Genomic DNA, 23766 nt, shown 5'->3' on the forward strand with positions numbered 1-23766 from the left:
ATAAATAAATCACTCGTCACCGACGTCCCGCCAGTTCGGCGCCGTCAAGTACGGAACTGCGGCCAGCTCGTCGAGCGCCTCGTAGACGACCTCCGAGAGCGCCGGGTGAACGCGGACCGCGTTCGCGACGTTGTCGACAGCCGTTCGAGGAACTCGTCGGTTTCGACGTAGTCGTCGTCCGTCTCGACGCCCGCGTTCTCGAGTGCGAGCGTGTCGGTGTTCGGCTGTCGGCCGACCGCGACGCGGACGTCGCCGGCCTCCACGGGGACGAGTTCGTCGGGTCGCTCGTCGAAAACGGATTCGCGAACGCGACTCGAGAGCGGTGATTTCGGTGCCGCCCGTTTCGACGGCGGTTCGCCGACACGAATGCGGCTCTCGTCTCGTTCGATTCCGGCTCGAGCCTGTCAGGCCAGAACTACTATCTCGTCGGGGCGACCAACAGCACCCATGCGTATCGACCTGATGATCGGCGTCGCCGCGCTCTGGTTGGCTGCCGTCCAGCTCGTCGATACGCTCCTCGTTAACAGCTTCAGTCCGGCGCTCGAGGGGTTTCCGCCGTCGTTCGACCTCGTGCTGAGTTTGCTTCTGATCGCGCTACTCGGTGCGATCGGCGCGAGCTACGTACGCAACGGCCGAGAGATCCCGGATGATACCGGCCAACGGCTGGTACCTCCGAGAGTGACGTGGTCGCTCGTTGCGGCGGCGTTCGTCGCGACTGCGCTCATTCGGACGGTACAGCTCGTCGCGCCACTTCTCTGATTCCGTTGATTCGTGCTTTGGCCGACGATAGGCTCGTCAGCGGCGTCGCTACAGCCAGTCGTCGCCGGTGTCGTCGCTCTGGCCGTCCGTGTAGGTGGCGACGGTTTCCGCGAGGTTCGCGATCGCTTCCTCCTCGGAGGGGCCCTGGCTCGAGACGCCCGTTACCTCGTCGTCGGCGATGTACAGGCCGTCCTCGAGGCGGACGGTGACGTCGGCACCCTCGAGGGCCGGGTACTGGCCGGTGTCGATCTCCGGTTCGGTTGGCATACCCGATCTTGTCGGCGGACGGCTGAAATACTCTCCGACGCCGGGTTCGAACTGCCGGTCGTGCTCGGAACCGCTCACGGTGGCTCCCCTCGAGAGGGGCGCGCGGAGTTCGGTCGGTACGCAACGTCAAGATCCGCCGATCGCCGACGATCGACCGACGGGAACGGTGAGCGACGAGCTGGCGTGCTGGCGGTCGAGAAAAAGCCTTTAACGCCATCGCCACGTACACCGAGCAAATGGTACTCGACGATCTCGGGAGTTCTCTGCGGGGCACGCTCGACAAACTCCGCGGGAAGTCACGGCTCAGCGAGGAGGACATCGAGGAGATCGTCAAGGAGATCCAGCGCTCCTTGCTCTCGGCCGACGTCGACGTCTCGCTCGTGATGGAGCTGTCGGACAACATCAAAGAACGGGCCCTCGAGGAGGAACCCCCAGCCGGCACCCCGGCGCGGGACTTCGTCCTCCGTATCGTCTACGAGGAACTGGTCGACCTCATCGGCGAGTCGACGGATCTCCCACTCGAGGAGCAGACGATCCTCCTGGCGGGGCTGCAGGGATCCGGGAAGACCACGTCCGCGGCGAAGATGGCGTGGTGGTTCTCGACCAAGGGGCTTCGCCCGGCGGTCATCCAGACGGACACGTTCCGGCCCGGCGCCTACGACCAGGCAAAGGAGATGTGCGAACGCGCCGAGGTCGACTTCTACGGCAACCCCGACGCAGAGGACCCGGTCCAGATCGCCCGCAACGGGCTCGAGGAGACCAGTGAAGCCGACGTCCACATCGTCGACACCGCCGGACGGCACGCCCTCGAGGACGACCTGATCGACGAGATCGAGGAGATCGAGGATACGGTCGAACCCGACAAGTCCCTGCTCGTGTTAGACGCGGCGATCGGGCAGGGCGCGAAGGAGCAGGCCCAGCAGTTCGACGAGTCGATCGGTATCGACGGCGTCGTCATCACCAAGCTCGACGGGACCGCCAAAGGCGGAGGGGCACTGACGGCGGTCGACCAGACCGACTCCTCGATCGCCTTCCTGGGGACCGGCGAGGAGGTCCAGGACGTCGAGCGGTTCGAGCCCGACGGCTTCATCTCCCGGCTGCTGGGGATGGGCGACCTCGGTCAGCTCGCCGAGCGCGTCGAGCGGGCGATGCAACAGACCGACATCGAGGACGACGAGGAGTGGGATCCCGAGGATATGCTGACGGGGCAGTTCACCCTCAACGACATGCAAAAACAGATGGAGGCGATGAACAACATGGGGCCCCTCGACCAGGTCATGGACATGATCCCCGGCTTCGGTGGTGGGATCAAGGACCAGCTCCCCGACGACGCGATGGACGTCACCCAGGAGCGCATGCGTACGTTCAGCGTCATCATGGACTCGATGACCGACACCGAAAAGGAGTACCCAAAGGCGATCGGCGCCGACCAGATCGAGCGCATCGCCCGCGGTTCGGGGACGAGCGAGGACCAGGTCCGGGAGCTGCTCCAGCAGTACAAGATGATGGAGCGCACGATCAAGCAGTTCCAGGGAATGGGCTCGGACAAGGAGATGCAGCGGATGATGCAACAGATGCAACAGGGCGGCGGCGGTGGCGGTGGCGGCGGCATGGGCGGGATGGGGCCGTTCGGATAGGTCACGCTCGCCCTCGAGCATCCCACCGATTGTTTCCTGCCAGTAAACTCATTATATCTTAGTAGTATAGTCGGAGTCGAATGGATCGCCGTCAGTACCTCGGCGCCGCGCTCGCGTTCGGGTGTAGTTCCGCCCTCGCGGGCTGTTTCGATCGGGTCGACGCGGCCACCGGCTCGGACGCCGACGACCTCGAGGTCGCGGACCGATCCGGGGAGCGCGCGCTCGCCCGGTCGGCCGGCCGGCTGAACGAGGCCACTTACGCGTTCGAGGCCGATTCGAACCTCGAAAACGGGGAGTTCGATCCGAGCGGCGCCGAGACCCTGCTCGCGACTGCCCGGGAGTCACTCGAGGACGCCGCCGAAGCTGGCGAAGACGACGTCGACGAGCTCCGAGCCTACGCGGCGGTCCTCGAGGCGCTGCTCGCGGTCGCCGAAACCGTCACCGACGACGGCCTCGAGACGGACGCGGAGACGATCCCCGACGCGATGGCGGAACGCCGGCTCGAGAACGCGGCCGCCACCGTCGGCGACCTGGACGACCGGGTCGACGGCGCGGACGATCGCCTCGAGGAGGCAGTTGCGGGGCTCGACGCGCTCGACGCCGATCGGCTGACGGCACGGTCGGTGGTCGACCCTGCCGAACTCGAGCCAGGGGTGGCGAAACTCGAGGACGTCGTCGGGGCGCTGGCGGCGCTGGTGGCGGGTTTCGAGGCGACGATCGAGGGGTACGAATCCCTCGAGTGCGGCCGGGAGCGCTCCGAGGACGGCGAGCACGAACGCGCCCGAGAGGCGTTCAGAGAGGCCGAACGGACGTTCGAGGCGGCGACGAAACGGCTCGAGGACGGGCAACCGCGGGCGCCCGCAACTCTCGACTCGCGGTTCGAGACGGAACTCCGTCGAACCGCTCACCTCGAGCGGGCCGCGGCGGGGTTCGTCGCGGCGACCGGCGCGACCCTCGAGCGCGACCCGGTGACGGCTCGCAACAGTCGGGACGACGCCGAAGCGGAGCTGGAAGCGGCCGACTCGGTCTGACCGTCAGGCGTCGACGGGCCGGCCGTCTTCGGTCGGGGGAGCGATGTGGTCGACGTAGCTCTCTACGTCGGGTTCGTGAACGCGAACACGGACGGCGATCTCGCCGAGCTCGTCCGGTTCGCCGACCGAGAAGTTGACCCGATCCTCGAACGCCGCCTGCTTTTTCAGCGTGAACGAGAAGGCGTCACCCTCCCGATTCCCGAAGAACTCTCCGCGGGCGGTGTCTAAGATCTCCTGTCGGTGGAGCAGCTCCGAGAAGTGATCCAGCGAGTGGACCTCGCCTCTGATCTCGCCGAACTCCTCCTCGAGGTCGGCGTTCGGAAAGACGTTCGTAACGGCGTCGGCGACGCGGCTCGTTACCTCGGTGTCGTACACTGGTGCGGTGATCTCGACGTCGACGCTGTAGATCTGGCTCATGGCTGGTAGGGTTCGGTTTCCTGCTCGTCGCTCTCGCCCGCTTCCTCGCGGATGATCGTCCGGATTCGCCCGTGAAACGCCTCGAGCGAGTCGGTGTTCTCGATGACGACGTCGGCACGATCCATCGCGTCGTCCATCCCGAATCCGCGCTCGCGCTCGTCGCGTTTCTCGAGGGGTTCGCCGCCGTCGTTCGCGCCGGCGTCCCGCCCGCGCGCGTCGATCCGTTCGGCTCGCACGTCGAAGGGCGCTTCGATGCTGACGAGCGTAAACGACTCGCCGAACCGCCCCTCGAAGGTGTCGACCTCGACGTCCGATCGGAGTCCGTCGACCAGTACGGCCTCGTGGTCCTCGAGGCGGTCGTCGATCATCGGCAGCGAGCGTTCGGCGATCGCCGCCGGACCGTTCTCCTCGCGCAGCGCCTGGGCGACGCCCCCGTGGTCTTTGGCGGGATCCAACCCGCGGTCGGCCGTCTCCTGGCGGACGACGTCGCCCATCGTCACGACGGGAATTCCTTCCTCGCGCGCGACGGTGGCGGCCTCGCCCTTGCCGCTTCCGGGCAGTCCCACCGTTCCGATGACGTGCATCGGACGAACGTACCGTCGAGACGTGCATAAGGGCTGTGTTCGTCGCGAGGATCGATCGAAACCCGCAGTCGACCACGGACTTCGACCCCGGTTGCTGTGAAACAACCTCATTATGAACCAGTGTAGGTCATCCGTTACGTTCCCATCCCGCGGGAGCACAGCGCTCCTCGGAGGGAAATCACGGTCCTCAGAACGGCCAGCGGAGTCGGAACGGGGACCGGTCGTGCTTTCAGTTGCGAAACAGCGGGCGTGTTCGCAACCGTTTATCCAGTCGGACTGGTCAGCTCAGAACTCATTTAAATCGAAACCAACCGTCGAAACGGAGTGTACCCGTTATTTACTAGCCCGGTCTTCGGAACAGACGCGTACTATGGCAAAACTCGATAGACGGAAATTCACGATGGCAGTCGGTGCTGGTATGGTTGCGGCAATCGCTGGCTGTGCCGACGACGAAGAGGACGACGATCTCGAGGACGATCCCGACGAGAACGGGATGGACGACGAGAACGGGATGGACGACGAGAACGGCATGGACGACGAGGACGACGACCTCGAAGACGATGACGACGCCATGGACGACGAGGACGACGACCTCGAAGACGATGACGATGCCATGGATGACGAGGACGACGACGCCATGGAAGACGATGACGACGCCATGGACGACGAGGACGACGACCTCGAAGACGACGACGCCATGGATGACGAGGACGACGGCCTCGAAGACGACGACGCCATGGACGACGATGACGACGCCATGGACGACGACGAGGACGACGACGGTCTCGGGGACGACTGAACAGGCTGACGCAGTGGGCTGACGTCAGTTTGGGTCTTTCCCTTTTCGACCTTCAAGCCGCTCGAGCCGATAGCCGCTCGTGTATCGCGAGTACCCGGCACGAGGTTCGATCGCCGGGAACCATGGTGTGTCACGACAGCGGGGCGACGTGGTGGTCGCTATCCGCACGCTTCTTCCAGGCAGCCGAATCCCAACCGCTTATATCGCTCGATGGACGACTCGTACTCGAGGGCACGTAGCTCAGTCCGGAAAGAGCGTCGGACTTCTAATCCGACGGTCGTGGGTTCAAATCCCATCGTGCCCGTGCAGCGAACGAAGTGAGCGAACCGGCACGTGGGATTCGAATCAGGGAACAGCTTCGCTGTGGCCGTGGTTCAAATCCCATCGTGTCCGCTAATTTTGCGACGTGTAGAGCGAGCGACGAACCGAAGTCCGCCAGCCGCAGCGTCCGATCGCGTCGAGCGCGGATCGTGGCGTCCCGGGGTGCGCCCGAAACCGCCGGTCACCACCAGTTGTATCATCACGAACGATTTGACAACCGGATAAACTCGACACGACGCCTAACTGTGTAGGATATGTCGATCGTCGACTCCGACCCAGCGTGGGGTACCGGCCTCCTCGAGTTCCGGCACCACTGTCTCTCGATCGAGGGAGTACCCGGGCTATTCTCGCGGCTCGCTCGACCGGTCTGGTACCGATCGCCTGTGCAGGCCGCCGATACAACTCGCTCGAGTCGCTGTCACGAGTATGAACGGACCGACCGCCGAAACGGTCGCCAGCGCGGAGACGTTCGCCGAACAGGCCCGACGGCGCGCGGAAACCGAGCGAGAGGCCGTCGAGTGGGCCGTCGACGAACTCGAATCCGAGATCGACGAACAGGGGATCGAACTCGAGTCACTGCTCGAGTACGCCCGGCGGAGCCGCGAGAGCCTGCCGGATCGCCACCGCCGGGCGTACGAGGCGATGGCCGCGGCGTTCGACGTCGATTCGGCTGTCTACGAGGCGTACGTCTTCGCGTACTCGGAGCTCTGCGAGGAGCTGGCCGACGGGGAAGGGCGCTCCGAGAAGAACCCGAAGGGGTGTACGAACGTGCTCGCCGCGCCGTCCGATTCCGAGCCGCCCGCCGACGCTGGGTCCAACTCGGCATCCAGCGGACCGCTCGTCCTCAAGAACCGGGACATCGCGGGCCGAGGAACCCGTCCGAAGTCGATCGTCGAGCAGCCGTCGATCGGCGACTACTACGGATTCCTGACGGTCGACACCTGCGGAACGGTCTCGATCTTCAAGGGCGTCAACGATCGGGGACTGGTCGCGGCGAACACCTACATCGACAGCGAGCGAGCCGATGTCGATCCCGAGGACCAGCTCCGAAACGGAACCGTAATCCGGGTTCTGTTGGAGGAGTGTGCCACCGTCGAGGAGGCTCGGTCGCTGCTCGAATCCGTCCCGACCCGTCAGCTGTGCGGACAGACGCTGTTTCTCGCCGACGAAGCCGACGCCGTCTTGCTCGAGGTCGACCCGGTCGCCGAGCGAATCGCCGCCGACGACGCACCCGTCGTCGCGCGAACGAACCACTTCGTGCTGTCGTCGTCGACCGAGACCGAGAGCTCACTCAGGCGGCGCCGTCGGGCGCTGTCCCTGCTCGATGGAAGCGGGTATCCCGACCGAGACGAGCTGTGGGCAGTCGCGCAGGACCACGAGAACGGCCCCGGCGACGAGTCGATCTGTCGCCATCCGGAACCCGAAACGGACGAGCCCCACGCGTTCGGCCAGCTGACTACCGCGAGCGCGGCCGTCTTCGAGGGCGGTTCGCCGGCGATCGAAGTCGCGATGGGGAACCCCTGTACGGGGCGACGCACGCGGTGGTCGTTCGGCGACGAGATCCCGATCGATCTTCGAACCGGTCGGCGGTGGCTCGAGCAACGGTAGCGATCGATCGTGGTCGGCCTGGAACCGACAAAATAGCGTTTAGGCGCGAACGCGCGACTGGTCGAGATCGGCCTCGAGCTGTCTCGCGGCCTCGAGTCGCAGCCGCTTCGCCCGGCGTTTCGTCAGTCGCGAGTCGGGCAATCGATCCGCGAGCGGATCGTACTCCTCGGGGGAAAAGCCCAGCTCTCGGAGGTAGTGTCGTACGCTGGAACTCTCGAGCCCGTCGTGGATCGCGGCGTCGGTAACCGTTTCGACGGTTTCGAACTCGGGGAGGGACATCTCTTCGCCAGTGGCGTCGGCCGACGGATCGGCGCCGTCGACGACGGTTCCGCGAGCATCCGCGTGGGTGACGATCGACCGAACCGCCTCTGCCAGCCGAAGCACCTGACTCGGCAGGGCCGCGTCCGGCGATCGCCACTCGACCGTCGGCATCGCCTTCCGTAGCCGAACGGGGGTCCAGACCGCGTCATAGGGATCGAACTCGTCGTTGAACTCGTCCGGCTCGACGCCCCGCTCGAGGGCGCGCTCGCGGAACTTCTCGTAGGCGTTCTCGAGGCGTTGCTCCCACTCGCCGACGCCGTCGACGTAGGGCCAGAGCTGGCCCTGCTCCGGACAGGCGTCGTAACACGAACGCCGATAGAGGTAGGGGCGTGCACACGCGGCGATCCGCTCGCCGCGGTAGTGCGACGAACTGTTGACGAGGGCGAACGCGGGGTCGATCGCCGTCAGGGCATTGAGCTGATCGGCGACGTTCGACTGTTCGAAGTGCATGTGGGTGCCGGCACAGACGCGGGCGTCGTCGAACGTCGGTCCCACGATCCGACGCTGGAGGTCGGTCCCTCGCTTCTCGCGATACGGTATCTCGGCTGGCGAGGCATACAGCGGGGTCGCCAGCGGAACGAGCCGCTTGTCCCGTGCGCGTGCCGCGTCGACGACGCGCTCGATCCGACCGAGGAACTCCTCGCGGAGTTCGGTCATCGACGTGCAGGGGGTGGTCTTGATCTCGAGCATCGGCTCGACGAACTCGGGGTCGATTCCTTCCGCAACGTCGAGCAGTGGTCCGGGTGGCACCAGGTCGCCGTCGTCGTCGACGACCCAGTACTCCACCTCGAGGCTGGTTTTCATAGGGGGGTTCCGTTGAGCTGCGGTCGTTTGGCCCTCGAACGGGTTGTCGTCGGGCCAGCGCTGCAGTCGGGCGCGGTCCGACGAACCGTCGGACGGCGTCCGTTTTTCTCTCCGGGTGGCGGCTAAGCCAGTCCGTCGTGAACCGCTTGAGCCTGCATATCAAGGGAAACTACATCGTTCCGCACCGGGTTTGCGCCGCGGTACGGGTTCGAGTGTGAGCCGTCGCTCTCGGTGACGGTCGTCCGCTCCTGAACGTTAGGTCGGGGCTTATTCGCTCTCGGCTCCTTCCTCCAGTATGGCCGCAGTCGGGACGACCAGGCGGAGACTGCTTTCGACGCTCGGTACTGCCGGCGCGGTCCTCGTAGCCGGCTGCGTCGGGTCCGAGGAGGAATCGGAAAACGACGACGAACCGATCGTCGAGGAGGCCGAAACGCTCGAGAACGACACCGACCCCGACGCGTGGCGGGACGTCGCAGAGATTCGCCTCGACGCCTACGTCGGCGGCTGGGTCGGGGTCGATCCGCCCCACATCGATCGCGTCGAGAACCCGACGCTGGTGTTGTTCGAGGGCAGATCGTACGAGATCACCGTCGAGAACCGGGACAACGTCAAACACAACCTGGCGATCTGGGACGCAGGCGACGAACGTATCGAGGAGTACGCGACCGGTGTCGTCGCCGAGGTCGGATCCGTCGAGACACTCGCGTTTACCGCGACCGACGAGATGGCGACCTACATCTGCGAGCACCAGCCACGAATCCAGCTCGGCGAGCTCGAGATCGTTTGACCCCTCGGATCAGCGAACCACGGTTACCGGAACCGGCGCACGGCGGACGATCTTCTCGGCGACGCTGCCGAGCAAGACGCGGGAGACGCCCTCGCGACCGTGGCTGCCGATGACGATGTGATCGACGTCGTGTTCCTCCGCGAAGGCGACCACCTCGCGCTCGGGCTTCCCGACGGCCGTCTCGGTCCGAAACTCGATTCCGGCGGTGTCGAGCGGCTCCGTGACGTCCTCGAGGGAACCCGAGGCTTCTTGCTCTCGGTCGCGGAGCGCTTCCCGTAGGAGACCGACGCCGGCCTCGGTCGAGCCGCCCGCGGCCTCGACGACGCGCAGCAGGACGATCTCCTCGTCGGCGTGGGAGTCGAACGCGTACTCTACGGCCTTCTGTGCCGACGCCGAACCGTCGTATGCGACGAGTACTGCCATACGCTACTCTACCCAGTTCCGAACCATAAACGCGATGCACGAACCGTGCCGGCGGTCCTCGATCCACCGATTCGGCCCACGTTGCCTTCTCCGCGGCGGTCTCGAGGGCACGGTTTCGACTCGAGTTCCTTCCAGTCGTACCTCGCCGTTCTCGAACCCGCCCCTACGGCTCGCGGCGCTTGCCGTTCCGAACCGCGGTTCTCGCTTCTCGAGCGTCGAATCGCGCTACGCCTCGCGGCTCGTGCTACTCGCCGCTCGGTTCCCGAGGACTTCCCGTCGGTCAGTCCTCGCCTTCCTCGAACCCGTCCTCGAACCGGAAGGTGCCGTTCCGCTGGACGACCTCGCCGTCGATCTCGATCCGGGAGTCCTCGCTCATGTCGACGATCATGTCGACGTGGACGGCCGACTCGTTGGCCTCGTTGTCCTCGCCGACGGTGTCGTCGTAGGCTCGACCGACTGCCATGTGGACCGTATCGCCCATCTTCTCGTCGAACAGCATGTTGTAGGTGAACCGGTCGATATCACGGTTCATTCCGATCCCGAGCTCGCCCAGCCGGCGGGCGCCGTCGTCGGTCTCGAGGACGTTCGTCAGGACGTCCTCGTTTTTCGCCGCCGAGTGCGAGACGACCTCGCCGCCCTCGAACTCGAGGGAGACGTCCGTGATCTCCCGGCCTTGGTGGTACAGCGGCATATCGAACAGCACCTCGCCCTCGACGGAGTCGGGCTGGGGAGCGGTGAAGACTTCGCCGCCGGGGAGGTTGTGCTCGCCGTGGTCGTTGATCGTCGGATTGCCGTCGATCGACATCGTGACGTCGGTCGTCTCGCCGCTGACGATGCGAATCTCCTCGCCGGCGTCCATCAGCTCGACCATGTTTGCCTGGTGTTCGCGCTGGGCCTCCCAGTCCTTGTTGACGGCGTCCCAGACGAACCCCTCGTAGGCCTCGGTGCTCATCTCGGCGAGCTGGGCGTTCGCGGGCGCGGGGAACTGCGTGAGACACCAGCGGGTCGAGAGCCGTTCCTCGAGGATCGGCTGGTGGGCCTGTCGGTGGGCCGCCTGGGTTTCGGGGTCGACGTCGCTGGTCTGGGTGACGTTGTCGGTGGCCCGAATCGCGATGTAGACGTCGGTGTGCTCGATCAGCGCGAGCTCGTGTTCGGGCGTCTCGAACTCGCCTTCGGCTGCGCGGAGATAGGCGCGCTGTTGGCGTTTGCCGGTTCGCTGGCTGGTCGTGATCGGGTTCGCTCCGCGATCGCCGATCACCTCGTGGAGGGCGACGACCAGATCCTCGGCGACGGGGTGGGCGTCGACGACGACGTTGTCGCCCTCCTGGAGATCGACGGAGTGGTTCGCGATGATCTCGGCGTGTTCGCGGATGCGTGGGTCCATGTGTCACGATTCTCGTCGCTTCGGAATATCATTTTCGAATCGAAACCCCTTCCGTCGGTCATTCCTCTCGGTTCACCAGGAAGATCCCGAAGTAGATCGAGGCGACCGCACAGGCGACTCCCAGCAGGAAAATCAGGGTGAACGGCGACTCGAGCGAGAAGGCGTTCGCCTCGCCCGTCGCCCAGCCGACGAACCCGGTCACGACGAGTACGACGGCAGCGAGCCGAAGCGTGGTGAGGAGTTGCCGTACGTCCATGTCGGACGATAGCGGACCGCCGGTACATATCTTGTCACCGACGTGGGAACGTCGGCTATTTGACGGTCCGCCGGCTACCCGGTTTCATGATCGATCTGCGCTCGGACACCGTAACGAAACCCGACGACGAGATGCGGGACGCAGCTGCCGGGGCCGAGGTCGGGGACGACGTCTACGGCGAGGACCCGACGGTGAACGACCTCGAGGCCCGTGCGGCCGAACGGATCGGTACGGAGGCCGCGCTGTACGTACCGACGGGAACGATGGGCAACCAGATCGCCGCGCGGGTTCACACCGAGCGCGGCCAGGAGGTGCTCGCCGACCGTAAGAGCCACGTTGTCAAGTACGAACTCGGGGGGCTCGCCCAGCTCGCGGGACTGCAAGTGCGAATGCTCGACGCCGATCCGCGTGGCGTGCCGACGCCCGAGCAGGTCGACGCGAGCTACGTCGCGGAAGACCTGCACCGTCCGGGAACCGGCTTGCTCTGCCTCGAGAACACCCACAACGCCCGCGGCGGCCTCGCTATCGAACCCGAGAAGATCGAAGCCGCGGCCGACGCCGCACACGATCGCGACGTTCCGGTCCACGTCGACGGTGCGCGGATCTTCAACGCCGCGACGGCGCTCGACGTTCCGGTCACCGAGCTCACCGACCCCGTCGACTCGGTCATGTTCTGTCTCTCGAAGGGGCTCGGCGCCCCGGTCGGCTCGATGCTCGCAGGCCCCGAGGAGTTTATCGAACGGGCCCGCCGGGTACGCAAGCTGTTCGGCGGCGGGATGCGCCAGGCCGGGATCGTCGCCGCGCCCGGGCTGCGGGCCCTCGAGAACGTCGCGGACCTCGAGACGGACCACGAGAACGCTCGTCTGTTGGCCGACGGGCTCGGCGAGATCGAGGGGCTGGAGGTACAGCAGCCGGAGACGAACATCGTCCTCGTCGATGTCTCGGGGCTCGGCCTGGCGAGCGAGGGCGTCCTCGAGCGACTGGGCAAGGACGTTCGGGCGTCGGCGTTCGGCGAGACCACGCTGCGGTTCTGTACGCACCGCTGCGTCTCGCGAAACGACGTCGAGAACGCAGTCGAGCTGGTCGCCGAGCGCCTCGAGTAGCCTACCGTCCTTCCATCCCGTCTCGGAACTCGAGGATCGTCCGGCGCAACAGCAGGTAGGTGAAGAAGATCAGCGCGAGCAGGATCAGGACGATCGCGATGATGACCGGATCGTCGGGGACGAGACTAACCATACCCGAGCGGTACAGCGTCGGCCCGCAAAACCGTTTCGACGTTTTGTTACTTATACGATAGTGGAGAACTAAAGGTAGCTAAAATCGACCTTTCAGCTTGCATCGACTATATTGGACAGCGGTCCGTAGCGACGGTAGGCCTCGGTGCCCGATCGTCTGCCCGTCGGTCCGAGGCCGCTCCGGCCGACTTCCCTCCGCTGTGCCGGAGGCCCGTTCGGCGGCTCGCTGGACCATCGGACGGGCGATTCGCGGGGATCGCGACGCGATCCCGCTGGCGCCGATCACCCCGTCGGCGATCCCCTCTTTCGTTCTCACCGCTGAGTCGCGACGCTGATCGTCTCGAGGACGGTTCCGTCCGGTTGCCGAACCTCACCCGAGAGTCCATCGCCGTCGCGCTCGAGCACGGCGAAGCCCGGCCGATTCCCGCGGGGCTGGGCGTGGCTGCCGGGATTGAGCAGGATCACGTCGTCGGTTTCGACGACGGTCGGTCGGTGGCTGTGTCCCGAGACGACGACGTCGGCGTCCCGCGAGCGGCCGAACATCGCCAGCCCGGTCGCGCCGCCCTCGCGTCGGTGGGTGACGGCGAAGCGAACCCCCTCGGCCTCGACCGTGCGTGCCGTCGGCAGGCGGTCCCGGACCGCGGCGCTGTCGGCGTTGCCGTGGACGGCGAACAGCCGACCGCACTCGTCTCGAAAGGCCTCGAGCGCCGCCGTGCTGGTGAAGTCGCCGGCGTGGATCACCGTCTCGGCGTTCCGGGCGGCCTCGAGGGCTTCGCCCTCGAGTTCGTGGCCGTCGCTGCTGTGAGTGTCCGAGAAGATCGCGATCATAGCCGGGGTTCGGACCCGGGGATAACGTCGCTTTCGCCTTCCGGCGTTCAGCTCTCGTCCGTTCCGTCGTAGATCGCCACGATCGTCGATCCCGACGGACGATCGCCCAGCGTCGCCGACACCGTCGTCGCCTCGAGATCGACCGTCGACTCGAGGCGCTCCCAGCCCTCTTCGGTTTCGACGGCGATCCCGACGTCGGTCGGGCTCGTACCGGGCGGCAGCGCCGAGGGGTCGTAGACGAGCTCGATCCGGAACGCATCGACCGCTCGTAGCTCCTCGAGGCCGACGAACTCGACGGCATCCGCGAGTGCGGTTGCCGTCGGATCGCGGCTGCTGCGCTCGAGGCCGAACTCGTCGGGAACGACACCCGCGACGACCTCGGCGCGAGCGCCCGCGCGTTCGAGAGCGAACTCCTCGACGTCACCGGAATCGTAACCGGGGATGGCCATACTCGAGGCGAAGCCCTCGAGCGGTATGGCGCTGTAGCGCGCGCACGCCGGCTGTGGGTGTACCTCCCACGGCCCGGGTGCGTTCGGTGTCGCGATTCCGAAGCGGCCGCCGGGGTTGGAGACGAATCCTTTTATCGTAGCGGGAACCACTCACTATCGTGTCCGAGACAGCCGGGTACATGCGATTCTTCCCGTACGAGCAACCCTACGAGAACCAGCGCGAGGCGATGGACCGCATCTACAACGCGTTGGTTCGAGACCAGGACGTGCTGTTCGAGGGTGCCTGCGGGACCGGCAAGACCCTCTCCTCGCTGGTGCCCGCCCTCGAGGTTGCCCGCGAGCAGGACAAGACGGTCGTCATCACGACCAACGTCCACCAGCAGATGCGCCAGTTCGTCGCCGAGGCCCGTGAGATCACCCGCGAGGAGGACATCCACGCGATCGTGTTCAAGGGGAAAGGGTCGATGTGTCACATCGACGTCGGCTACGAGGAGTGCCAGACCCTGCGGGACAACACCCGGGCGGTGGTCGACGCCGAGCGCGACCGCGAACAGCTAGAGCGGCGCCAACGGGAGCTACTCGCCGAGAGCCAGGAGGGAAGCGACGGCTCCGCGGCGGACGCCCGCAGCGCGGTGATGGACGAACTCGAGAACATCGAGGACCGCCTCGAGGACCTGGAGGAACAGAACGTCTGTGACTACTACCGAAACAATCTCACGGAGGATACGGACGACTTCTTCGCCTGGCTGTTCGACGACGTCCGCACGCCCGAGGAGATCTACGAGTACGCCGAGCAACGCGAGTTCTGTGGCTACGAGCTCCTGAAGGAGGGGATCGAGGGCGTCGATCTGGTCGTCTGTAACTACCACCACCTGCTGGATTCGACGATCCGAGAGCAGTTCTTCCGGTGGCTGGGCCGGGACCCCGAAGACGTGATCGCGGTCTTCGACGAGGCCCACAACGTCGAGGACGCCGCTCGCGAGCACGCCACCCGGACCTGCTCGGAACGCACGTTCGACTCGGCGCTGGACGAACTCGCCGACAGCGACGACCCCCGGGCCGAGGACGCGACCAACGTCCTCTCGGCGTTTCACCGGGCGTTAGTCGAGACCTACGAGGACTCCTTCGGGTTCGGCGACCGGGAGGGGATCGGCGAGAACTGGACGGACGTTCCGATCGCCAACGAGGGTCGACGCGACGAGCTCACCCTCGAGTTCCTCCAGCGCTATTCGGGGCAGGGGATCGACGACGACCTCGAGGCCGCGATGGCGCTGGGCCAGGAGTTAGACGAGGAGTACGAGGAGGCCTACCGCGAGGGCGAGACGGCCACTCGAACGGAGTGCCAGACCCTGCAGGCGGCCGGGTTCGTCAGCGCGTGGATGGACGAGGGGACGAAGGAGGGGCTGTACCCCGTCGTTTCGGTCACTCGAGACGCGGGTACCGACGAAATCTACGGCCGCGCGGAGCTGTACACCTGCCTGCCTCGACAGGTCACCGGACGGCTGTTCGAGGAGGTCTCCGCGACGATCCTGATGAGCGCGACCCTGCAGCCCTTCGACGTCACGGAGGACGTGCTAGGACTCGAGGATCCGATCACGCTGGCCTACGGGCTCGAGTTCCCCGAGGAACACCGTCGCACGTACGCCGTCGAGACGCCGCCGCTCTTTTCGTCCGATCGGGACGACCCCGCGGTTCAGGAACAGGTCGCGGGGGCGATCGACGACGCGGTCCGGATGACCGCCGGCAACACGCTCGCCTTCTTCCCGAACTACGGTGAGGCCGAACGGTACGCAGACCGCCTCGAGCGCCGCGAGTCGGCGACGGTCTACCTCGACGAACCCGGCGTCGCCGTCGAGGAGCTCCGTCGGAAGTTCGTCAAGGACGACGACGCCGTCCTCTGTACCTCGCTATGGGGAACCCTCGCCGAGGGCGTGAGCTTCGACGGCGACGACGCGCGGACGGTGCTGGTCGTCGGCGTTCCCTACCCACACCTCGACGACCGGGCCGAGGCGGTCCAGGAGGCCTACGACGCCGCCTTCGAGGGAACCGACACTGGCTGGCGTTACGCCGTCGAGATCCCGACTGTCCGCAAGACCCGCCAAGCGCTCGGTCGGGTGCTCCGATCGCCGGAGGACATCGCGGTCCGCGCGCTGCTGGATCGGCGCTACTCGAGGGACGCAAAGTCGGACCTGGGCAAGTACAGCGTCAACGGAACCTTTCCCCACGAGGAACGCGAGGAGCTGCTCGATATCGAGCCTTCGAAGCTCAAGTTCGCGATGCGGAACTTCTACGGGGACCACGGGGCCTACGACGGCGACCCGCCCTCACCGTGATCGATGGAATCGTTCCGCCGTCGCTGTCGTCTACTCCCGTTCGAGTGTCACGTGGGCGGCGCCGTTCGTCACGGTGACGACGTGGTCGCCGCTCTCCTCGACCTCCACGTCGAAGCTCCCGCTGTCGGAAACAGAGCGGGCCTCGAGCGGTCCGTCGCCGATCTTCGCGACCTGGACGCTGACCGAGTCACCGTTCTCGACCCGTTCGACGTCGATCTCGACCGCCAGCTCCTCGCCCTCGTCGGCGCTGAACTCCGCAGTGTGTTCGTCCTCGAGCGTTTCGTCGATCTCGTCGTCGCCCACGAGATCGGTCGCGGCCGAACAGCCCGCGACCGAGACGGCGGCGGCGACGCCGAGCAGTGACCGTCGGTACATGCTCTACTACCTTCGTACAGTATTATATGTGCTTTCTGGGAGGAAAAATCCCGTCGGACGGCGGACTACGCCGATAGCACGACCCGGCTCACCGAGGGGCTATCCGTCCCGTCCCGGAACTCGAGTTCGCCGACGGTCCACTCGATCGGTTCGATCTCGCGGTCGGCTAGCCGTCTCGCGGTCGGTTCGTCGCCCCCGCGGGCCAGGGTAACGTGGGGGACGTAGTCCTCGCCCTCGAGTTCCGCGACGGTCCCGAACTCCTCGGCGAGGCGAGCGTGGATCGCCTCGAGCCCGGGGCTGTCGACGGCGAGGTAGACGACGGGCGCCGATCCAAGCGGCGGGTCGGTGAAGTAGTCGATTCCGGTGACGCGAGCCTCGACCGGGGAGATTCCCTCGAGGGCGCGGTGGGCGCGGTGTTGGAGCTGAGTGACGTGGTCGGCCTCGCCGAGGCGTTTGAGCAGACAGGAGTGATCCTCGCGAACGGTTTCGAACCCGATCAGCTCGGGGTAGAGGGCGTCCGCGAGCTCGCGGACGCGCCCGGGGACGGGAACGGTGACGCTGTACACGTTGCCGCGAGTACGAACGATCGCCGTATGAGTGTGGCGTTCGACGGCTCACCCTCGTCCCGCGGCCGTTTCCGTTCCCCGTACTCGAGGGTGACGACGGAACGGACGTCGCCGCCGTCGTCGGAAAGACCTATTTAGGCGGCTCTACCATCTTCTCGTAATGGATGTGCGGGGGCTCCGAGCCCTAGTGGTGCTCGTGGTGGTCGGATGCCTGCTCGTTCCGATGCCCGCCTCGGCCGTGGTGGCGGCCGACGGCGACGCCGGATCCCAACAGCAGGTGCTCCAGCAGACGGACGATGGACTACAGTTCGACGACGCTGACGAGATCCACATCGACATCGAGATCCACGAAAACGGGTCGGCAACGTTCTCCATCGACTACCGGTTCCCGATAAACACCGAAAACGAGTCGATCGAGGAGTGGGAACTCCTCCAGGACGATATCGAGTCGAACCCCGAGGGGTACATCGAACAGGAGGCCGAAGGCTGGAGCGAGGTCGTCGCCGACGGTGAGAACGCGACGGATCGCGAGATGGAGATCTCGAACTTCACCGTGATGACCGAGCAAAGTACCGCGCCACGTGATCTGGCCCACGTAAAGTACGAGTTCGAGTGGTCGTCGTTCGCCCACGTCGAACTCAACCGGATCGAGGCCGGCGACGCGCTGTCCGGGTTCACGCTGGTCGACGATACGACGCTCCAGCTCTTCTGGCCGGACACCTACTCCGCCTACGAGATCGATCCCGATTCGGACGACAGGGGAGACGGGTCGGTCTTCTGGGACGGCGGTGACACCGAGTTCGCCGACGATCAGCCGCGAGTCGTCCTGATCGAGGACACCGATTCCACCGGAGAGCCGACCGAGGCCGAGGAGGGGCCGGCGATGCCCTGGCTCGCGGTTCTCGGTGCCCTCGGTATGCTCACGCTGGCCGGCGCCGCCGGCTGGTGGTTCCGGTACGGACGGGAGTCGGACGCCGAAGGCGCCGGTCCAGTAGAGCCGTCGGAACCGACCGCCGGTTCCCAGCAGACCGGTCCGCCCGCGGAGCTGTTGAGCAACGAAGAGCGGGTGTTGCACCTGGTCGAGGACCGCGGCGGACGAATCAAACAACAGGAAGTCGTCGCCGAACTCGACTGGACGGAGGCCAAGACCAGCCAGGTCGTCGGCGGGCTTCGGGAGGACGGCGAGATCGAGGTCTTCCGCATCGGACGCGAGAACGTGCTCGCACTCCCCGACGAGGATATCGACGAGGAGTAGCCGAACCGCTACAATACTTGCCCACCGAGTAGGATTTAAGAGGGTGCGTTTTCATAGAGAGTGCTAATGAGCGGCTCCGCCGATAGCTCGGTTACCCTTTTTGCTACCGCTGGAGCCGCCACGCCGCGACGACCCCGACGACCGGGCCTTTGAGCCCGCACTATACCCTACCCCTCGTCCGGATCTGCTAAAAACCAAAAACTCCAGTTTTCCGCCGTAGCGTAGCCTATTGCTTTAATTTCTCAACCTAAGAACGACGAATTTAAGTCTATCCTCCCGCTCCACTCGAGTAGAACATGACACGCGTTGCACTCGCGTTCTCGGGGGGACTCGACACGACCGTCTGCGTCCCGCTGCTCGAGGAGGAGTACGGATACGACGACGTTATCGGCGTCACCGTCGACGTCGGCCAGCCGGAGTCGGAGTTCGAGGAAGCCGAGGAAACCGCGGAGGCGCTCGGGCTCGAACACTACGTCGTCGACGCCAAAGAGGAGTTCGCGGATCTCTGTTTCGAGAGCGTTCGCGCGAACGCGACCTATCAGGGCTACCCGCTGGGAACCGCGCTCGCCCGTCCGGTGATCGCCAGCGCCATCCTCGAGGTCGCCGAGGAACAGGGCTGTACGGGTATCGCCCACGGCTGTACGGGGAAAGGTAACGACCAGCTCCGCTTCGAGGCGATCTGGCGCGACTCCGACCTCGAAGTTATCGCCCCCGTGCGCGAACTCGGGCTCACACGCGAGTGGGAAAACGAGTACGCCGAGGAGAAGAACCTGCCCGTCGAGGGTGGCGGCGGCGGCAAGTGGTCGGTCGACACCAACCTCTGGAGCCGCTCGGTCGAGGGGTCGGAGCTCGAGGATCCGAGCTACGTTCCCGGCGAGGAGATCTACAACTGGACGCAGGCTCCCTCGGGCGACACCGAGGAGATCGAGATCGAGTTCGACGAGGGCTACCCGGTCGCCGTCGACGGCGAGGCGTACGAACCCGTCGAACTCATCCAGCACCTCAACGAGCTCGCGGGCGCCTACGGCGTCGGCCGCACGGACTCGATGGAGGACCGCATGCTCGGGCTGAAGGTCCGCGAGAACTACGAGCACCCCGCAGCGACGACGCTGCTCAACGCTCACGAGGCCCTCGAGGGGCTCGTCCTCACCCAGGAGGAGCGCGAGTTCAAGCAGCTGATCGACCAGAAGTGGTCGAAGAAGGGGTACGAGGGCCTCGTCGACGCGCCGCTGGTCGGCGCGCTCGAGGGCTTCATCGCCGAGACCCAGAACCGCGTCACCGGAACGGTGACGATCCGCTTCGAGGGCGGCCAGGCCCGCGCGGTCGGCCGCGACAGCGCGTACGCCGCCTACTCCGCCGAACACGCCTCGTTCAACACGGAGACGGTCGGCAAGATCAGCCAGGAGGACGCGACGGGCGTCGCGAAGTACCACGGCTTCCAGCGCCGTCTGGCAAACGAGTCGATCGCCGCGAACCAGGACGAGGAGGTCGAACTCGCGACCGACGGAGGCGAGGAGTAAGATGAGCGGAGAGGAAGCTCCCGACGCGGACGGGTCGGACGACGCAGGCGTCGTCCGACGGGATCGCTTCAGCGGCGGCCCCGCCCGGAGCTTCCTCTCCTCGCTTGCGGCCGACGAACGGATCTTCGAGGCCGACCTCGAGGTCGACCGCGCCCACGCCCTCATGCTCGCCGAGCAGGGAATCGTCGACGACGATACCGCCGGGGAGATCCTGACGGCGCTGGACGCGATCGAGGTCGACGGCCACGACTCCCTGCCCGACGGCGAGGACGTCCACGAGGCCATCGAGACTGCGGTCATCGAACGGATCGGCGAGGACGGCGGGAAGATGCATACCGCCCGCTCGCGCAACGACGAGGTCGCGACCTGCATCCGCTATCGCCTGCGCGAGGACGTCCTCGAGGCGATCGAGACGACGCTCGCGCTTCGCGAAGCGCTGCTCGACGTCGCCGACGAGGGCCGGGAGACGATCATGCCCGGCTACACGCACCTCCAGCCGGCCCAGCCGACGACCGTCGCTCACTGGGTGCTGTCCTACGAGGGGGCGGTCCGTCGCGACACCGAACGCCTGCTCGACGCCTACGGACGGATCAACGAGTCGCCACTGGGCGGTGCGGCGTTCGCGGGCACGACGTTCGATATCGACCGCGAGCGCACGGCCGACCTACTGGGCTTCAATGGAATCGTCGAGAACTCGATGGACGCCTCCTCGAGTCGGGACTTCCTGCTCGAGACGACCCAGGCGCTGTCGACCCACGCGACGACGCTGTCGGGGCTCGCCGAGGACCTGATCGTCTTCGCGAACCGCGGGTTCGTCGACCTCGCGGACGACTACTCGTCGACGTCGTCGATCATGCCCCAGAAGAAGAATCCCGACACGCTCGAGCTCGTCCGCGCGGTCGCGGGCGACGCTGCGGGCGGTGTTCAGGGGCTGACGACGACGCTGAAGGGGCTGCCCCGCGCGTACAATCGCGATCTCCAGCGGGCGACGACCCACGCCTGGGAGACCGTCGACGCCGTGACGGAGGCCGGCGAGGTCGCGGCGGGGGCGGTCGCGACGGCCGACTGGAACGAGGAGGCCCTCGCCGCGGAGGCCGGTGTGGGCTTTTCGACGGCGACCGGCGTCGCCGACCTGCTGGCGGCAAACGGGCTGCCGTTCCGAACGGCTCACGAGATGGTCGCCCATGCCGCGGAGAACGGCGGGGATTACGACGCGCTCGAGGCCGCCGCGGGGGACGTGCTGGGAGAGCCCCTCGAGTTGTTCGTCGACCCTGCCGCCGTCGAGGACGCCCTCGATCCCGAGGCGAGCGTGGCGAGTCGGGACTCGCGGGGCGGACCCGCCCCCGAGACGGTCGCCGACCAGCTCGAGTCGGCCCGCGAGGCGCTCACGGCCGACGAAACGACGCGCGCGGCGACCGACGAGGCGCTCGAGGACGCCCACGCGGCGCTTCGCGAGGAGGTGAATCGGTATGTCTAACGGGTTCGTTCCTCGAGGCCCGATTCGACCGGGCGTAGCGACCCCGCCGCCGTCCCCGCGAGGGGACAATATACAACCTGAATGATACGAGGGACAAAATCTGCCGGAAAACGACAGTCACACACCGTTAGTGTGTAGTGCAACTATTGTAATCTTTCTGTTAGGTTCGAAGGTTTTAAGGGTACTGCGCTCCCAGTTCGGAGTACAATGACAGAATGCGTCGAGTGTGGGGCGGAAGTGTCCCTGCACGACGATCTGGAAGTGGGAGAGATCGTTGACTGTACGACCTGCGGAGCCGAGTTGGAAGTCGTCGACACCGAGCCGCCAGTCCTCGAGCGAGCCCCGGAGCTCGAAGAGGACTGGGGTGAGTGACCTTGCAGATAGGAATACTCTACTCCCGGATCCGCAAGGACGAGAAGCTCCTCCTCTCGGAGCTGCGCGAGCGCGACCACGACGTCACGAAGATCGACGTCCGCAAGCAGACGTTCGACATCGGCGACGCCCCCGAGGAGTTCGCCGACCTCGACGTCGTCGTCGACCGCTGTCTGGCCACGAGCCGCAGCCTCTACGCAACGCAGTTTTTCGAGGCCTACGGCATCCCCGTGGTCAACAGCAACGAGACGGCCGAGATCTGCGCCGATAAAGTCAAAAACAGCCTCGCACTCGAGAAGGCCGGAGTCCCCACGCCCGCGACGAAGGTCGCGTTCACCAAGGAGACTGCCCTCGAGGCGATCGAGGAGTTTGGCTACCCGTGCGTGCTCAAACCCGTCGTCGGCTCCTGGGGTCGCCTGATGGCCAAGATCGACTCCCGCGACGCCGCGGAGGCGATCTTAGAGCACAAGGCGACGCTGGGCCACTACGAGCACAAGGTGTTCTACGTCCAGGAGTTCGTCGAGAAACCCGGACGGGACATCCGCGTCGTCGCGATCGACGGCGAACCCGTTGCGGGAATGGTTCGCTCGTCAGACCACTGGATCACGAACGCCGCAAAGGGTGCGGAGACGAACGTCTTCGAACCAGACGCTGACGCGAAAGAGCTGGTCCAGAAGGCCAGCGACGCCGTCGGCGGCGGACTGCTGGGCGTCGACCTCATGGAGACCGAGGACGGGTACACCGTCCACGAGGTCAACCACACCGTCGAGTTCAAGGCGCTCAACGACGCCGTCGACACCGACGTCGCCGGCGCGGTCGTCGACTGGCTCGAGGAGAAAGCCGCCGAGAACGACGGCAAGGAAGTCGAGGTGACGTTTTAATGGCCGTCGGCACCGACGCCAGCGCGGACGAATCCGCCGAGACCGTCACCGCCACGGTCATCGGCGGGAGCGGTTTTACCGGGGGAGAACTCCTCCGACTGCTCGCCGGCCACCCCAACTTCGATCTCGCGGAAGTGACGAGCCGCTCGAAGGCCGGCAAGAGCGTCGGCTCGGTTCACCCGCCGCTGCGGGGAACCGATCTGCGCTTTACGGAACCCGACGACCTCGAGAGCGTCGACGTCCTCTTTGCGGCGACGCCACACGGCGTCTCGATGGGACAGGTCGACGAGTTCTTCGAGGTCGCGGACACGGTCGTCGACCTCTCGGCGGACTTTCGGCTCGACACCGAGGAGCAGTACGACGAGTGGTACGACGGCCACACCGCACCCGAGTATCTCGAGAAGGCCGAGTACGCCCTGCCCGAGATCAACCGCGAGAACCTCCCCGGTGCGGAGCTGATCGCCGGCGGGGGCTGTAACGCAACCGCAACCATTCTCGGCCTCTACCCGCTGTTCGAGCACGGTATCCTCGAGGGCGGCGAGCAGGTCGTCGTCGACGTGAAGGTCGGCTCCTCCGAAGGGGGTGCCGGCGGGGGCGAGGCGTCCTCGCATCCGGAACGGTCCGGTGTCGTCCGTCCGTACGCGCCGACAGGCCACCGTCACGAGGCCGAGATCGAGCAGTTCCTCGACACGAGCGTCGCCTTCACCTGCCACGCCGTGGACATGATCCGCGGCGCCAGCGCGACGGGTCACGTCTTCCCGTCGGGACCGGTGTCGAAGGGCGACCTCTGGAAAGCGTACAGGGGGAGCTACGAGGACGAGCCGTTCGTCCGCATGGCCGCGGGCGGCTCCGGGGTCTATCGCTACCCCGAACCCAAATCGGTGGCGGGCACCAACCTCGCCGAGGTCGGTTTCGAACTCGATCCCTCGAACAAACGCATCGTCGTCTTCTCGGCGATCGACAACATGATGAAGGGATCGGCCGGGCAGGCGGTCCACGCCGCCAACATCGCGCTCGGTCTCGAGGAGACGGCCGGACTCGAGTTTACGGGGCTTCACCCCGTGGGGGCGCCCTGAG

Annotated in this window: 27 protein-coding genes and 1 tRNA gene; 15 read left to right on the top strand and 13 right to left on the bottom strand. The window is 66.0% G+C overall.

The genetic code is table 11. The features are described from left to right. Positions 1-44: 44 nt before the first annotated feature. The gene (locus QA609_RS14370) at positions 45-263 is read right to left on the bottom strand and encodes a hypothetical protein (RefSeq protein WP_278303307.1); all 219 of its coding nucleotides are present in this window, start codon (positions 261-263) and stop codon (positions 45-47) included. 184 nt (positions 264-447) lie between these two features. Between QA609_RS14370 and QA609_RS14375 the strand changes: the two genes are divergently transcribed. Further along, complete coding sequence (locus QA609_RS14375) at positions 448-759, top strand: hypothetical protein (protein WP_278303308.1); 312 nt, start codon at positions 448-450, stop codon at positions 757-759. A 48-nt stretch (positions 760-807) separates the two neighbouring features. Here the strand turns inward: QA609_RS14375 and QA609_RS14380 are convergent, their stop codons facing one another. Continuing rightward, positions 808-1026: a hypothetical protein gene (locus QA609_RS14380; protein WP_278303309.1), complete on the bottom strand. Its 219-nt coding sequence runs from the start codon at positions 1024-1026 to the stop codon at positions 808-810. 236 nt (positions 1027-1262) lie between these two features. On the opposite strand from QA609_RS14380, the gene QA609_RS14385 reads away from it, so the two are divergent. Then, positions 1263-2663 carry a signal recognition particle protein Srp54 gene (locus tag QA609_RS14385; protein WP_278303310.1) on the top strand — a complete coding sequence of 467 codons (1401 nt, stop codon included), beginning with the start codon at positions 1263-1265 and terminating at the stop codon, positions 2661-2663. Positions 2664-2743: 80 nt separating this feature from the next. Next, on the top strand, positions 2744-3694 hold the full coding sequence (locus QA609_RS14390; protein ID WP_278303311.1) for a hypothetical protein: 951 nt from the start codon (positions 2744-2746) through the stop codon (positions 3692-3694). 3 nt (positions 3695-3697) lie between these two features. Here the strand turns inward: QA609_RS14390 and QA609_RS14395 are convergent, their stop codons facing one another. Together QA609_RS14395 and QA609_RS14400 are read right to left on the bottom strand one after the other, a co-directional pair. After that, a complete protein-coding gene (locus tag QA609_RS14395; protein ID WP_278303312.1) occupies positions 3698-4111 on the bottom strand; it encodes an RNA-binding domain-containing protein in 414 nt (137 codons plus the stop codon). Next, on the bottom strand, positions 4108-4695 hold the full coding sequence (locus QA609_RS14400) for an AAA family ATPase (protein ID WP_278303313.1): 588 nt from the start codon (positions 4693-4695) through the stop codon (positions 4108-4110). Before QA609_RS14400 ends, QA609_RS14395 begins: the two co-directional genes overlap by 4 nt. 418 nt (positions 4696-5113) lie before the next feature. On the opposite strand from QA609_RS14400, the gene QA609_RS14405 reads away from it, so the two are divergent. From QA609_RS14405 to QA609_RS14415, 3 genes are all read left to right on the top strand, one after another. Next, a complete protein-coding gene (locus tag QA609_RS14405) occupies positions 5114-5494 on the top strand; it encodes a hypothetical protein (protein WP_278303314.1) in 381 nt (126 codons plus the stop codon). Between the two features lie 229 nt (positions 5495-5723). After that, positions 5724-5798: transfer RNA gene (locus QA609_RS14410), tRNA-Arg, on the top strand. A 443-nt stretch (positions 5799-6241) separates the two neighbouring features. Next, complete coding sequence (locus QA609_RS14415) at positions 6242-7423, top strand: C45 family autoproteolytic acyltransferase/hydolase (RefSeq protein WP_278303315.1); 1182 nt, start codon at positions 6242-6244, stop codon at positions 7421-7423. 39 nt (positions 7424-7462) lie between these two features. Here QA609_RS14415 and QA609_RS14420 read toward each other — a convergent pair whose 3' ends face one another. Beyond that, a complete protein-coding gene (locus tag QA609_RS14420) occupies positions 7463-8548 on the bottom strand; it encodes a glutamate--cysteine ligase (RefSeq protein WP_278303316.1) in 1086 nt (361 codons plus the stop codon). A 295-nt stretch (positions 8549-8843) separates the two neighbouring features. Here QA609_RS14420 and QA609_RS14425 point away from each other — a divergent pair, with 295 nt between their 5' ends. Next, positions 8844-9335: a hypothetical protein gene (locus QA609_RS14425; protein ID WP_278303317.1), complete on the top strand. Its 492-nt coding sequence runs from the start codon at positions 8844-8846 to the stop codon at positions 9333-9335. Between the two features lie 9 nt (positions 9336-9344). Here QA609_RS14425 and QA609_RS14430 read toward each other — a convergent pair whose 3' ends face one another. The 3 genes from QA609_RS14430 to QA609_RS14440 all read right to left on the bottom strand — a co-directional run bounded on the left by QA609_RS14430 (position 9345) and on the right by QA609_RS14440 (position 11398). Continuing rightward, complete coding sequence (locus tag QA609_RS14430) at positions 9345-9758, bottom strand: universal stress protein (protein ID WP_278303318.1); 414 nt, start codon at positions 9756-9758, stop codon at positions 9345-9347. A gap of 280 nt (positions 9759-10038) precedes the next feature. After that, positions 10039-11142 carry an aminopeptidase gene (locus QA609_RS14435; RefSeq protein ID WP_278303319.1) on the bottom strand — a complete coding sequence of 368 codons (1104 nt, stop codon included), beginning with the start codon at positions 11140-11142 and terminating at the stop codon, positions 10039-10041. A 58-nt stretch (positions 11143-11200) separates the two neighbouring features. Next, positions 11201-11398 (bottom strand): hypothetical protein, encoded by a 198-nt coding sequence (locus QA609_RS14440; RefSeq protein WP_278303320.1) that lies wholly within the window; start codon positions 11396-11398, stop codon positions 11201-11203. Positions 11399-11484: 86 nt separating this feature from the next. Between QA609_RS14440 and QA609_RS14445 the strand changes: the two genes are divergently transcribed. Then, on the top strand, positions 11485-12501 hold the full coding sequence (locus tag QA609_RS14445; RefSeq protein WP_278303321.1) for a low specificity L-threonine aldolase: 1017 nt from the start codon (positions 11485-11487) through the stop codon (positions 12499-12501). 1 nt (position 12502) lies between these two features. Here QA609_RS14445 and QA609_RS14450 read toward each other — a convergent pair whose 3' ends face one another. From QA609_RS14450 to QA609_RS14460, 3 genes are all read right to left on the bottom strand, one after another. Then, positions 12503-12634: a hypothetical protein gene (locus QA609_RS14450; protein WP_005554633.1), complete on the bottom strand. Its 132-nt coding sequence runs from the start codon at positions 12632-12634 to the stop codon at positions 12503-12505. Positions 12635-12945: 311 nt separating this feature from the next. Then, positions 12946-13461, bottom strand: a complete 516-nt coding sequence (locus tag QA609_RS14455) for a metallophosphoesterase (protein ID WP_278303322.1) — start codon at positions 13459-13461, stop codon at positions 12946-12948. 47 nt (positions 13462-13508) lie between these two features. Then, on the bottom strand, positions 13509-13910 hold the full coding sequence (locus QA609_RS14460; RefSeq protein ID WP_278303323.1) for a hypothetical protein: 402 nt from the start codon (positions 13908-13910) through the stop codon (positions 13509-13511). A 158-nt stretch (positions 13911-14068) separates the two neighbouring features. Between QA609_RS14460 and QA609_RS14465 the strand changes: the two genes are divergently transcribed. Next, a complete protein-coding gene (locus QA609_RS14465; RefSeq protein ID WP_278303324.1) occupies positions 14069-16243 on the top strand; it encodes an ATP-dependent DNA helicase in 2175 nt (724 codons plus the stop codon). A gap of 30 nt (positions 16244-16273) precedes the next feature. Here the strand turns inward: QA609_RS14465 and QA609_RS14470 are convergent, their stop codons facing one another. Both QA609_RS14470 and QA609_RS14475 read right to left on the bottom strand, forming a co-directional pair. Continuing rightward, a complete protein-coding gene (locus QA609_RS14470; protein ID WP_278303325.1) occupies positions 16274-16618 on the bottom strand; it encodes a hypothetical protein in 345 nt (114 codons plus the stop codon). A 65-nt stretch (positions 16619-16683) separates the two neighbouring features. After that, complete coding sequence (locus tag QA609_RS14475; RefSeq protein WP_278303327.1) at positions 16684-17184, bottom strand: 2'-5' RNA ligase family protein; 501 nt, start codon at positions 17182-17184, stop codon at positions 16684-16686. 160 nt (positions 17185-17344) lie between these two features. Here QA609_RS14475 and QA609_RS14480 point away from each other — a divergent pair, with 160 nt between their 5' ends. The 6 genes from QA609_RS14480 to argC all read left to right on the top strand — a co-directional run bounded on the left by QA609_RS14480 (position 17345) and on the right by argC (position 23765). Then, a complete protein-coding gene (locus tag QA609_RS14480) occupies positions 17345-18439 on the top strand; it encodes a hypothetical protein (RefSeq protein WP_278303328.1) in 1095 nt (364 codons plus the stop codon). 296 nt (positions 18440-18735) lie between these two features. Then, positions 18736-19959, top strand: coding sequence for an argininosuccinate synthase (locus tag QA609_RS14485; RefSeq protein ID WP_278303329.1), 1224 nt, complete (start codon positions 18736-18738; stop codon positions 19957-19959). Position 19960: 1 nt separating this feature from the next. Continuing rightward, positions 19961-21436, top strand: coding sequence for an argininosuccinate lyase (gene argH / locus QA609_RS14490; RefSeq protein WP_278303330.1), 1476 nt, complete (start codon positions 19961-19963; stop codon positions 21434-21436). A 207-nt stretch (positions 21437-21643) separates the two neighbouring features. Beyond that, positions 21644-21808 (top strand): lysine biosynthesis protein LysW, encoded by a 165-nt coding sequence (lysW, locus tag QA609_RS14495; protein WP_005554620.1) that lies wholly within the window; start codon positions 21644-21646, stop codon positions 21806-21808. Beyond that, on the top strand, positions 21805-22689 hold the full coding sequence (lysX, locus tag QA609_RS14500) for a lysine biosynthesis protein LysX (protein ID WP_278303331.1): 885 nt from the start codon (positions 21805-21807) through the stop codon (positions 22687-22689). The genes lysW and lysX overlap by 4 nt, the downstream gene beginning before the upstream one ends. Further along, a complete protein-coding gene (gene argC, locus QA609_RS14505) occupies positions 22689-23765 on the top strand; it encodes an N-acetyl-gamma-glutamyl-phosphate reductase (protein WP_278303332.1) in 1077 nt (358 codons plus the stop codon). Before lysX ends, argC begins: the two co-directional genes overlap by 1 nt. The last annotated feature ends 1 nt before the right edge of the window (position 23766 follow it).

Origin of the sequence: Natronococcus sp. A-GB7, from assembly GCF_029688865.1 — an archaeon.
Taxonomy (GTDB): Archaea; Halobacteriota; Halobacteria; order Halobacteriales; family Natrialbaceae; genus Natronococcus.

Excerpts from the sequence above, each read along its gene's own strand:
- QA609_RS14375 (WP_278303308.1), top strand. The coding sequence starts at position 448 with ATGCGTATCGACCTGATGATCGGCGTCGCCGCGCTCTGGTTGGCTGCC.
- QA609_RS14380 (WP_278303309.1), bottom strand. The coding sequence starts at position 1,026 with ATGCCAACCGAACCGGAGATCGACACCGGCCAGTACCCGGCCCTCGAG.
- QA609_RS14385 (WP_278303310.1), top strand. The coding sequence starts at position 1,263 with ATGGTACTCGACGATCTCGGGAGTTCTCTGCGGGGCACGCTCGACAAA.
- QA609_RS14390 (WP_278303311.1), top strand. The coding sequence starts at position 2,744 with ATGGATCGCCGTCAGTACCTCGGCGCCGCGCTCGCGTTCGGGTGTAGT.
- QA609_RS14395 (WP_278303312.1), bottom strand. The coding sequence starts at position 4,111 with ATGAGCCAGATCTACAGCGTCGACGTCGAGATCACCGCACCAGTGTAC.
- QA609_RS14400 (WP_278303313.1), bottom strand. The coding sequence starts at position 4,695 with ATGCACGTCATCGGAACGGTGGGACTGCCCGGAAGCGGCAAGGGCGAG.
- QA609_RS14405 (WP_278303314.1), top strand. The coding sequence starts at position 5,114 with ATGGTTGCGGCAATCGCTGGCTGTGCCGACGACGAAGAGGACGACGAT.
- QA609_RS14415 (WP_278303315.1), top strand. The coding sequence starts at position 6,242 with ATGAACGGACCGACCGCCGAAACGGTCGCCAGCGCGGAGACGTTCGCC.
- QA609_RS14420 (WP_278303316.1), bottom strand. The coding sequence starts at position 8,548 with ATGAAAACCAGCCTCGAGGTGGAGTACTGGGTCGTCGACGACGACGGC.
- QA609_RS14425 (WP_278303317.1), top strand. The coding sequence starts at position 8,844 with ATGGCCGCAGTCGGGACGACCAGGCGGAGACTGCTTTCGACGCTCGGT.
- QA609_RS14430 (WP_278303318.1), bottom strand. The coding sequence starts at position 9,758 with ATGGCAGTACTCGTCGCATACGACGGTTCGGCGTCGGCACAGAAGGCC.
- QA609_RS14435 (WP_278303319.1), bottom strand. The coding sequence starts at position 11,142 with ATGGACCCACGCATCCGCGAACACGCCGAGATCATCGCGAACCACTCC.
- QA609_RS14440 (WP_278303320.1), bottom strand. The coding sequence starts at position 11,398 with ATGGACGTACGGCAACTCCTCACCACGCTTCGGCTCGCTGCCGTCGTA.
- QA609_RS14445 (WP_278303321.1), top strand. The coding sequence starts at position 11,485 with ATGATCGATCTGCGCTCGGACACCGTAACGAAACCCGACGACGAGATG.
- QA609_RS14450 (WP_005554633.1), bottom strand. The coding sequence starts at position 12,634 with ATGGTTAGTCTCGTCCCCGACGATCCGGTCATCATCGCGATCGTCCTG.
- QA609_RS14455 (WP_278303322.1), bottom strand. The coding sequence starts at position 13,461 with ATGATCGCGATCTTCTCGGACACTCACAGCAGCGACGGCCACGAACTC.
- QA609_RS14460 (WP_278303323.1), bottom strand. The coding sequence starts at position 13,910 with ATGGCCATCCCCGGTTACGATTCCGGTGACGTCGAGGAGTTCGCTCTC.
- QA609_RS14470 (WP_278303325.1), bottom strand. The coding sequence starts at position 16,618 with ATGTACCGACGGTCACTGCTCGGCGTCGCCGCCGCCGTCTCGGTCGCG.
- QA609_RS14480 (WP_278303328.1), top strand. The coding sequence starts at position 17,345 with ATGGATGTGCGGGGGCTCCGAGCCCTAGTGGTGCTCGTGGTGGTCGGA.
- QA609_RS14485 (WP_278303329.1), top strand. The coding sequence starts at position 18,736 with ATGACACGCGTTGCACTCGCGTTCTCGGGGGGACTCGACACGACCGTC.
- argH (WP_278303330.1), top strand. The coding sequence starts at position 19,961 with ATGAGCGGAGAGGAAGCTCCCGACGCGGACGGGTCGGACGACGCAGGC.
- lysW (WP_005554620.1), top strand. The coding sequence starts at position 21,644 with ATGACAGAATGCGTCGAGTGTGGGGCGGAAGTGTCCCTGCACGACGAT.
- argC (WP_278303332.1), top strand. The coding sequence starts at position 22,689 with ATGGCCGTCGGCACCGACGCCAGCGCGGACGAATCCGCCGAGACCGTC.